The organism is Hymenobacter crusticola (assembly GCF_002154225.1).
Lineage (GTDB): Bacteria > Bacteroidota > Bacteroidia > Cytophagales > Hymenobacteraceae > Hymenobacter > Hymenobacter crusticola.
In genome coordinates, this window is sequence record NZ_MTSE01000059.1 from 1 (window position 1) to 8,517 (window position 8,517).

General features: G+C 57.5%; 8 protein-coding genes. 3 read left to right on the plus strand and 5 right to left on the minus strand.

The window, feature by feature from the left end:
- Positions 1–207: 207 nt before the first annotated feature.
- Positions 208–1,680, minus strand: a complete 1,473-nt coding sequence (locus BXP70_RS28255) for a nitrilase-related carbon-nitrogen hydrolase (RefSeq protein WP_086597476.1) — start codon at positions 1,678–1,680, stop codon at positions 208–210.
- Between the two features lie 257 nt (positions 1,681–1,937).
- Between BXP70_RS28255 and BXP70_RS28260 the strand changes: the two genes are divergently transcribed.
- Positions 1,938–2,294: a recombinase family protein gene (locus tag BXP70_RS28260; protein WP_086597477.1), complete on the plus strand. Its 357-nt coding sequence runs from the start codon at positions 1,938–1,940 to the stop codon at positions 2,292–2,294.
- Here BXP70_RS28260 and BXP70_RS28265 read toward each other — a convergent pair.
- The 3 genes from BXP70_RS28265 to BXP70_RS28275 form a co-directional block, all read right to left on the minus strand.
- Entirely contained in the window at positions 2,266–3,330 is a 1,065-nt protein-coding gene (locus BXP70_RS28265) for a S41 family peptidase (protein WP_086597478.1), read from the minus strand. The genes BXP70_RS28260 and BXP70_RS28265 overlap by 29 nt on opposite strands.
- Positions 3,331–3,582: 252 nt before the next feature.
- Complete coding sequence (locus tag BXP70_RS28270; RefSeq protein ID WP_086597479.1) at positions 3,583–4,671, minus strand: Gfo/Idh/MocA family protein; 1,089 nt, start codon at positions 4,669–4,671, stop codon at positions 3,583–3,585.
- Positions 4,672–4,835: 164 nt separating this feature from the next.
- Positions 4,836–5,429: a Crp/Fnr family transcriptional regulator gene (locus tag BXP70_RS28275; protein ID WP_086597480.1), complete on the minus strand. Its 594-nt coding sequence runs from the start codon at positions 5,427–5,429 to the stop codon at positions 4,836–4,838.
- Positions 5,430–5,818: 389 nt separating this feature from the next.
- Between BXP70_RS28275 and BXP70_RS28280 the strand changes: the two genes are divergently transcribed.
- Positions 5,819–6,184 carry a hypothetical protein gene (locus tag BXP70_RS28280; protein WP_086597481.1) on the plus strand — a complete coding sequence of 122 codons (366 nt, stop codon included), beginning with the start codon at positions 5,819–5,821 and terminating at the stop codon, positions 6,182–6,184.
- A gap of 254 nt (positions 6,185–6,438) precedes the next feature.
- On the opposite strand, the gene BXP70_RS28285 is transcribed toward BXP70_RS28280, so the two are convergent.
- Positions 6,439–6,729 (minus strand): leucine-rich repeat domain-containing protein, encoded by a 291-nt coding sequence (locus BXP70_RS28285; protein ID WP_086597482.1) that lies wholly within the window; start codon positions 6,727–6,729, stop codon positions 6,439–6,441.
- A 384-nt stretch (positions 6,730–7,113) separates the two neighbouring features.
- Here BXP70_RS28285 and BXP70_RS28290 point away from each other — a divergent pair, with 384 nt between their 5' ends.
- A complete protein-coding gene (locus BXP70_RS28290) occupies positions 7,114–8,175 on the plus strand; it encodes an aldo/keto reductase (RefSeq protein ID WP_245849770.1) in 1,062 nt (353 codons plus the stop codon).
- The last annotated feature ends 342 nt before the right edge of the window (positions 8,176–8,517 follow it).

Sequence of the window (8,517 nt, forward strand, 5' to 3'; positions counted from 1 at the left end):
GTCGCTTTCGCGGCCCTGCTCGGACTCCTTTGCGGGGGGCGCCCTAGAGGAGGAACGGAAGACTGTCTTGCCGGGAATAAGTTGGCAGTTTTTCCCTCGTTTTGCTGAACAAGTAGGCTTGTCTCAAAAGCCCCGAGAATCTGCTTTATGGTAGTATATGCGTGGATTCTGCCCTTTGTTGTTCACCCGAGCCAGCGTTTTGCAAGACTAATCTGCTGGCTGGCTGCCGATGGAAGGCACGGGTCGCCGGGCTCGCCGCCCCAGCAATAGCAAGCCCACCCCACCTGCAACGCAGAGCCAACCCAGTCCATTGCCGAGGTGGGTGTAGGCCGTAGCCAGCGGGGGGCCCACGCGCGCCCGCACCAGCAGCGTGCGGCCGGGTAATGGGGCACTCACCTGCTCGCCCAGGCAGCGGCCATAGGCATCGCTCACGGTCAGCAGGCCGTCGCGGGAAGCACGCACAACCAAGTAGCCGTTCTCTACGCCGCGGACAGCCGTCATCCCCGCCGCCAGGTAGCGGTCGGCCCCAAAGTCCCAGGCTGGCACCAGCATAGCCGCTACCTGCCGCTGCCCGTAGGCCCGGCCCAGCGCGGCAAAATGCATATCCTTGCAGATGGCCAGGCCAGTGGTGGCGCCGGCCACCTGCCGCACCTGGTAGGCTTGCCCGACGGCCAAGCCCCGCTCTGGCGGGGCCAGATAGTGTTTTTGGTAGGTGGCGACCCGCGCGCCCGTGGGGGCGAATAGCCAGAGGAGATTGCGGCCCGCGGGCGCGGTTTCCTCGACCACTCCACTGGCGAGCCACACGTGCTGGCGGGCCGCCAGGTGGCTCAACTGTCGCTGCAACGCCAACGCCTGGGCCGGGGGCAGCGACGCTATTTTCTCGGGCAGCACGATCACCTGAGCGCCTTGCGCGGCCAGCGCGGCCACGTGCCGCGCGTACTGCTGCTCGATGGTGGCGCGGGTAACGGCCGGCGTGCGCGCGCTGATGCCCTCATCGATCGCCACGAGCCCAAACGTGGTGGCGGGGCCACTCGGGGCCGGGGCATTCTGCAACCGGCTGGTGCCGTACGCCAACGTCCCGCCGGTGACCAACCCGGTCAGGAGGTAGGCCCGCCAGCCCTGGCGCAGCTGGCGGCCATAGGTCAGGGCCAACGCCAGCGTCGCCGGGACCAGCGCCACCACGAAGAGCAGCCCGGCCACGCCCAGCACGGAGGTGAGCTGCAGCGCCGGCAAGAACGCTACTTGCGCATACGCCAAGCTCCCCCAGTTGCCATCGGGCAGTACGGCGGCTTCCAGCGTATCGAGCCCGGTCCAGAGTACGGGGTAGGCCAGCACCGTCCACCAGGCCTGGTAGCGCACCACGAGCCGGCGGCTGGCCCCGACCACGAAGACCCACGCCAGCGTTTGGGCCACGAGGGTCAGCCCCACGGCGGGCAGCGGCATGAGCAGGGCGAAGTAGGGAGCATTGACACTCACGCCGATGCCGGCGGCCAGCATCGTCAGCCCGCGTGCCTGGTGCGTACCAGCCCCGTAAGCCAGGCAGAGTAACGGTACGGGCGCCAGCCACGCCCACCACCACAGCGGGTGCAGGCCCACGGCGGGCCACAGCGCTAGCCCCGCTAGTAGGGCGGCCGCGAGTGGAAGCAAGAGCGAGGGCGGGGCGGGCGGACTGGGTCGCATAAAAGGCGGGCGTAGGGCCTGGCATAAGGTAGCGATAACGGCAATAAGCTGCCCCTGCCCGTAGAGCGGCGGTCTGGCATGGACGGCGAGCAATAGGGCGCCTGGTGCTTCTCTTCGAGCAACCAACCCCAAGGCCGCGTGGCTGGACAAACGAAAGGAGGACGAGACCGGAGAGGCGCCGCACCCCTGTCAGCTGACGGTGCGGCAGGCCCTAGCGCGCTTGGGGTACATAGCAGCATTTTCCGCACCTCACCCAGGTGGAAGACCTCACCCAAGCGGGCTGCACGCGCATTTTCCAAGAGAAGGCTTCCGGCACGCGGACCCATAGCCCGGTCCTTGACGAGTTGTTAGCAGCCGTACGGGAAGACGACATTGTGGTAGTGAACCGGCTGGCCCGGCTCGGCCGTAATACGGTGCACACCATTCAGTTCGTAGAAGAATTCCACCGACGTGGCATTCACTTTCGGGCGCTCGTGCTCAGCCAAAGGTGGGGTTCTTCTTCCAAAAGGGCGGACTTACACGCTAAGCACTCTTTTATCCAGCATCAAGCCCGGAAAGACGCTACCGTTTCTCTGGCCATGCTACTTAGTGCTTCGCCTGGTGTTCTTCCCTGATCCAGCGAATGGCGCGCGGCACTACTGCTGCTGGCTTGAGCGGCTCGTCGGGGGCTATGGAGTGGCCATACCGGACCAGGCGGCGGTCGGCGAACACGGCGGTTGAGAGCAAGAGAACGGAGCCATCGGACAACTCAAAGCGGCTCCTGCTGGTCGCTACCCCGCACGTGCCCGCTCCAAAGCTTCTCGTGTGCTTTCGGGCTTTGAAGGCAACCGCCACGGCCTCGCCTGAACTGGCCGTTAGCGTATCGGTCAGCACGGCCACGACCGGGTTGGCCGACTTCAACGTATAATATGTGGCGGTTTCGGCCTGGATCTCGCCGTCCAGCAAGGCCTTGCCTTTTTCGTAGCGCCACGCGCTTTTGGTGTTATTCGCATCAACACAATAGCCGAGCGTATCTTCTCCCAAAATCGGCCCTGCCCCCACCAGCATCGGCCACATATTCCCCCCCATGTTCCCGCGCAAATCTACAATCCAGCCTTTTACATCGGGCTTATCGCGCTCCTTGATTTGAGCCTGCACGCGGGTTATATACGCGTCCAGCTTTTGCTGACGGCCGACCACCCAGGGAATGCGGATGTAGCCGATGTCCCCGGGAACCAGCTCGTCGGGGTAGAGCGGGAGCTGCTGAGCAGCAGCTTTTTCTGGGCCTTTCACCGGGCGGGCACCATAAAACTGGGTATGCTTATCGCCCAGGGCACCGAGGGCCACTACAACCGCGGGATAGGCCTGCTCAATGGTTTGCGCACCACTAGCTTCCGCTAGCAGATTCTGCTTGAAAACTGCCCAGTTGATAGTCTTCCGATTACTGAAATTGGCTTGCAGAATACGGACTACCTCCGCCACATAGTTCTGCACCGCCGGGGAGGGGGGCCTAGGTTCGGCACGACCAGTGGCCAAGACGAAGAATACGATGCCGAAGTAGCGTAGCCGTTTCATCCGTCCAAGGTAAGGCATGCCTAGCATACAGCTAGCCGCCCAGGGAGCCCCGGCCACGACCCGCGCACCGGCCACTTGCGCCCGGTCATCGAGCATCTACTAGCCCAGGGCAACCGCCCGGCTCACTGGTGGCACGCGGAGAACGGCCCGCGCAGTCGTTCACGTTTGAATGACAGCCAAACGCCCGCTCGTTCCACCTTTGTACCAACCTTCTAACTAAGGCCATTAATGCTCTGAGCTACTTATCATAACGAGTAAAAGACCCCTAACGAATAGCTGGAGGCCTTTTACTCGTTATGTGTCCGCTACGCACAACCCAAACCGTGCCGCGAGAATTATTCGCTGTCCCTAGTTGAAAAAGACTGCGGACGTTTGTTCTATCTGGTCGATTAAGTGGTGCTGCTTAAGCGCATCCTTAAACGTGCTCGCTTCAAAGGTGCCATTTTTCCGGTCGCGGGCGTAAGCGGCGTAGAGGTAGGCCATATCCTGCGTACTGGCGTCCAGGTGCGCCGCTGCTAACGACTGATACTCAGCCGGTATCGGAAGCAAAGACCAGGTGGTTTCGTCGCCTTTCATGCCCTCGACAGTGTTATCTTCCTTATTGCCAAAGGCTAGCACATTCGACACGCGGAGCACTCCTTCGGTGCCCGTGATGTCGATTTGTAAGCCGGTGCGGTGGTGCTGCGCGCCTTCAATTTGCACGGCGAATAAGCCGCCCACTTCCAAGGAGCCAATTACCATCACCTCGTTGGGCGTCGTGTTCGGCACCTGTGCGCCCGTTTCTACCACCGTGAAGAAGGGAAACTGATTTTCCAGCACGGCGGTCAGCTTTTTGGGGTAGCCCACGGCTTGAAAGAGCACGTCCATGAAGTGCCCCCCGTAGATGGAGAGGACGTGCGAAAAATTGGCAGCTGGGAACGCCCAAGCGTGTTTTTCTGACATGAGGGGCTCGAACGCATCCACGCTCACCGTCATTCGGGCGGACCGAATCTGACCCACGTAGCCTTGCTTGACCAAGTCGCGCAGGTAGCGGGCGCTCGGCCCCAGGCGGCGTTGCAGTCCCACGAGGTGCCGCACCCCTTGGGCTTCGGCCAAGGCCAGCAATTCTTCCGATTCGGCGGTGCTCGTGGTCAGGGGCCACTCGCTGTACACGTCTTTGCCGGCCGCAATGGCGAGCTTCGCCAGTTGCGCATGTTCCATGGCGGGCGCTAAGACGGCCACCAGGTCCACTTCAGGGCAGGAAACCAGGGCTTGGGCGTCGCTGAAGGCGTGCTTGATGTGAAATTGGGCGGCGTATTCGTCGGCCTGCTCCTGGCGGCGGCTTGAGACAGCCACGATTTCGTAATCATCGGCTAAGGCTTGTAGCGCGGGAATGTGGCCGTATTTGGCCCAGCCGCCCAGGCCGATAATGCCAATTCTGATTTTTTCGTTTTTCATCTGCTTAACTAGTTGACGCCGTGTGCAACGTGTCGCACGGCTGGCCCGCCAACTCCGTACCTCCCACTTGGTGAGCGACAGGAAACAGGGGCACTGGGCACCCCACAAAGGTCCCCCGTTCCCCTCCAGTGCGAAGATGAACTAGTTCATCAAATGCGGGTGAACTAGTTTAATTTTTTCGGCCCGCCGTGATTGCGAATCTTGGACAGAAATTCCTTGCTCATGCCCAGGTAAGAGGCAATCACGTATTGCGGCAACCGCTGAAAAACAGTCGGATACTTCGCTAGAAATTCCTCGTAGCGTTCTTCGGCCGTGCGGGTCAGGGCCGAAATAAGCCGGCGCTGGTGGTAAGCCGCGGCCCGCTCGGCGTGCAGGCGAAAGAGGGTTTCAAAGCGGTGGTTGGTTTGCTTTAGGCGTTGCTCAGTGGCGTAATCCAGCTGAAACACAGTGCTGTCTTCTAGGGCCACGACAAACATCTGGGCCGGCGTGCGATAGATAAAACTGTTCACGTCGGTTATCCACCAATCCTCGATGGCGAACTGGATAGTATGGTCTATCCCCGCCGGGTCGATGACATAGGCCCGGAAAGCTCCCTGCACGACGTAGATACGGTGGTCCGCTACGAATCCTGGCTGCACGATAAACTGTCGTTTCTTGATGTTGCGCAATGTGAAGGCAGCCGTTAGCTCGGCTAGCTCGTCGGCGGTCAACTCAGGCAGTTGTCGGCTAAGGTGCTGTTGAAATTGGACAATCTCCATAGGGGTGCTGCAACTACATTAAGGGGCTACGAGTGCTAACAGCGCACTTTACGTAAACCACCTCTAACAGTGCGTAAACCCTGCCAGCGTGTCCATGTAACAATTGGATCAAACGTTTAACCAAGGTCAATAATGCAGTCTTGGACATCTCACGGTAGACCGTGGCTGTTGCAGAAGTAGTCCTGAGCGAGCCATTTGCGTAGAGGGAAGATGCAGGGTAAGAAGCGGTTCACCGATCAAGTGGTTACCCACTTCTGATAAAGTAAAGCGTAAGAAGTACACATCGATTGAAGGTAACTATCTGTGAACTAACGCTATTTTTAGTAAACACCAAGAATTAACTCGATACTTACTCTAGTTTATGACTAGCTTAATACACTACCTGCCTTATGGTCACACAAGCCTTTTTGGAACAGCTAGAATGGGGGCTTTCGGCGGCCTTGTTGCAGCCGACTACGACGGAGTTGAGAGGCTACTGGTGTGATGGGATACTCGGGCCGGAATGGGAAGCCGATTATGCGCTGGCTTCGGTCGCCCAGACGCATCAGCTCATCTTACGGGCTTGGTTGGAACGCCGCTCGAAAGGGCAAAGCCCCACGCAGCACCTCTATCAGCTGGTTATTCACTTGGGGCCTCATTCCTATCACCAGTATCTTCAGAAGCAAGATCTACTCGACTGTGTGCCGGAACAGCTGGACAGCACACACGTGGCGCTGAACGTAGAAAAACGAGTACTCGAAATGCAGCTGCCCTAAGGAGCTCTTTCTACTAGAGTCTGCTTTTAGGAAAGCGTTGAGGAAGAACGTAGTACCAGTATCCGAGAAGTCACGTTCGTGTCAAGTAGAAGCATCCACAGTTTGATTCAAGGTCTTTGGTGAGTAAAAATCATATTGCGTCTACTCCTCTACCTTGGAAAGCATAGTGAAGGGAGGGAACACTTTCGTCCCGATTAAACGGCGCTGCAGCTGCACGACCGCTTGCGGCTGATAGCAGCCCGTGCCACTGAAATCTAGGCGCCACAATTGGCGCGGGAACCACTCGGCGCGCAGATCGGTGAGCTGCGTCCCAGGTGACGCAAGTGCGTCATGTGGCGCAAGGTAGCCGGCAGCGATTGTAACGCGCAGTTCTCAATGCGGAGCGTGTGCAACTGCCCCAGCTGGGCAATCCAAGTCGGAAGGTAGGTTAGGTCGGTGCCTCTGACCGCTAAGTAGCGTAAGTGCGTTAAGTGCTGGATCCAGTCAGGAAAGGTAATGGGCAAGTTCAGCAGCGCTACGCTTCTCAAGGTGTGTAACTGGCCCATCTCGCTCGGCAAGGTAAAGTCGGTACGGTCATAAATGCTAGGCTCTGCTTGCAGGCAGATGAAGCGAGTGCAAATGAGAGCAGGCTACCAAGTGGGCGCCCCATGTCTGGAAGCGTTGATCGACCTCTAACAGGGGCAAGTGACGACAAAGGACAGGCAAAGCCATCTTTGCCGGAAGCGAGCTATACTGCCGAGTTTCTGGAGGTGGAAAGGAGGCACAACACCCATCGATACCAGAATTCTGGTAAACACACTTGCTGAGCCGCTCCGCGAATTCTGCAATAGCCACTGCGCCTTGCTGACACGGATCTAGGTCCCAGTTCTGGGGGCGTAGCTAGACTACCTTCCCTCTTCAACAAAGGCACACTACCAGAAGCCAACAAAATGCGTACAGTAGCTCTTTGGTGGTCGCCTGACCACCCGAAGCAACTAGACCCTATTTTTTCAACAGATAGCGCTAAAATGGAATACAGAAAATTTGGCAACAACGAACAACTTTCGGCCATCGGTCTCGGCTGTATGAGTATGAGTCATGCCTATGGCGTACCCGACGACACCGAATCTATTGCGACCCTGCATACGGCCTTAGATTTAGGCATTACCTTTTGGGATACGGCTGATGTGTATGGAAATGGCAGAAATGAAGAACTCATTTCCAAAGTATTGACTCCCAACCGGGCGAAAATTTTTATTGCGACCAAGTTCGGTTTTACGACGGATGCTACGGGCAAGATGAGCTTTAACGGCTCGCCAGCCTATGTCAAGAGCGCAGTAGAGGCCAGCTTAAAACGGCTTCGTATTGACACGATCGACCTGTACTACGCGCACCGCATCGATCCGAACGTGCCGGTAGAAGAGATGGTCGGCGCGATGGCGGAGTTGGTCAAAGAAGGCAAGATCCGCTATCTGGGTTTATCCGAGGCCTCGGTAAGTTCGATTAAAAAGGCACATGCGGTGCATCCCATTAGTGCCGTTCAGAGCGAGTATTCGTTGTTAACCAGAGAGGTCGAGCAACATGTACTTCCTGCCTGTCAAGAACTTGGTATTGCCTTTGTTCCCTTTAGCCCGCTTGCTCGGGGCTTGATGACCAATACCTTGAATATTGAGGAATTAGGTGAGAATGATTTCCGGAAAAAACTGCCTCGCTACCAGCCGCAATACCAGGAGAATAACCAGCAATTAGCGGCCGGCTTTGCTGAATTAGCCGCCCAGCTAGGGTGCACTCCCGCCCAGCTGGCGTTGGCCTGGGTACTGGCGCAGGGAGATAACATCATTCCGATTCCCGGTACTAAAAAACGAAAAAATCTGACCGATAATGCCGGCAGTGTAGCAGTGAAGTTGTCTGGGCAACACCTACACCAGATCGAAGAACTACTTGCTAAATACCCCAATACCGGTGACCGCTACGATGAGGCCAGTAAGCAACTGGTTGATAAGGATAGTTGAGGCTTTTGAAGCGGGCTAACTAAGATGGAAAACACTAGGCCATAGCTAGGCCAAGCAAGGTGCGGTGGCTGTTGTAGAACTTATCACCCATCAAGCAAACAGCGCAAACTAACTGCTTAGCATAGCTAAAAGTGGACGTTTGAACGTCCTTTTTAGCTTGTTTTAGCTCGTAGAGCCTTTGCTTGGGGTGTCGCATCGAGTTCTGCAACAGCCACGAACGGTTGATAAATGTTATAGGCTTGACTAGAAGAGTTATTGGCGCTGGTTTGGCTTTTTGAAACGCTGTAAGCAAGTGGTACTCTGCATAGCAAAAGGGCTTATACGGCTTGGAGTACGTTCAAC

Bases quoted from the DNA above. Each gene is read 5' to 3' on its own strand.
- BXP70_RS28255 (WP_086597476.1), bottom strand. From the start codon at position 1,680: ATGCGACCCAGTCCGCCCGCCCCGCCCTCGCTCTTGCTTCCACTCGCG.
- BXP70_RS28265 (WP_086597478.1), bottom strand. From the start codon at position 3,330: ATGCTCGATGACCGGGCGCAAGTGGCCGGTGCGCGGGTCGTGGCCGGG.
- BXP70_RS28270 (WP_086597479.1), bottom strand. From the start codon at position 4,671: ATGAAAAACGAAAAAATCAGAATTGGCATTATCGGCCTGGGCGGCTGG.
- BXP70_RS28275 (WP_086597480.1), bottom strand. From the start codon at position 5,429: ATGGAGATTGTCCAATTTCAACAGCACCTTAGCCGACAACTGCCTGAG.
- BXP70_RS28280 (WP_086597481.1), top strand. From the start codon at position 5,819: ATGGTCACACAAGCCTTTTTGGAACAGCTAGAATGGGGGCTTTCGGCG.
- BXP70_RS28285 (WP_086597482.1), bottom strand. From the start codon at position 6,729: ATGGGCCAGTTACACACCTTGAGAAGCGTAGCGCTGCTGAACTTGCCC.
- BXP70_RS28290 (WP_245849770.1), top strand. From the start codon at position 7,114: ATGCGTACAGTAGCTCTTTGGTGGTCGCCTGACCACCCGAAGCAACTA.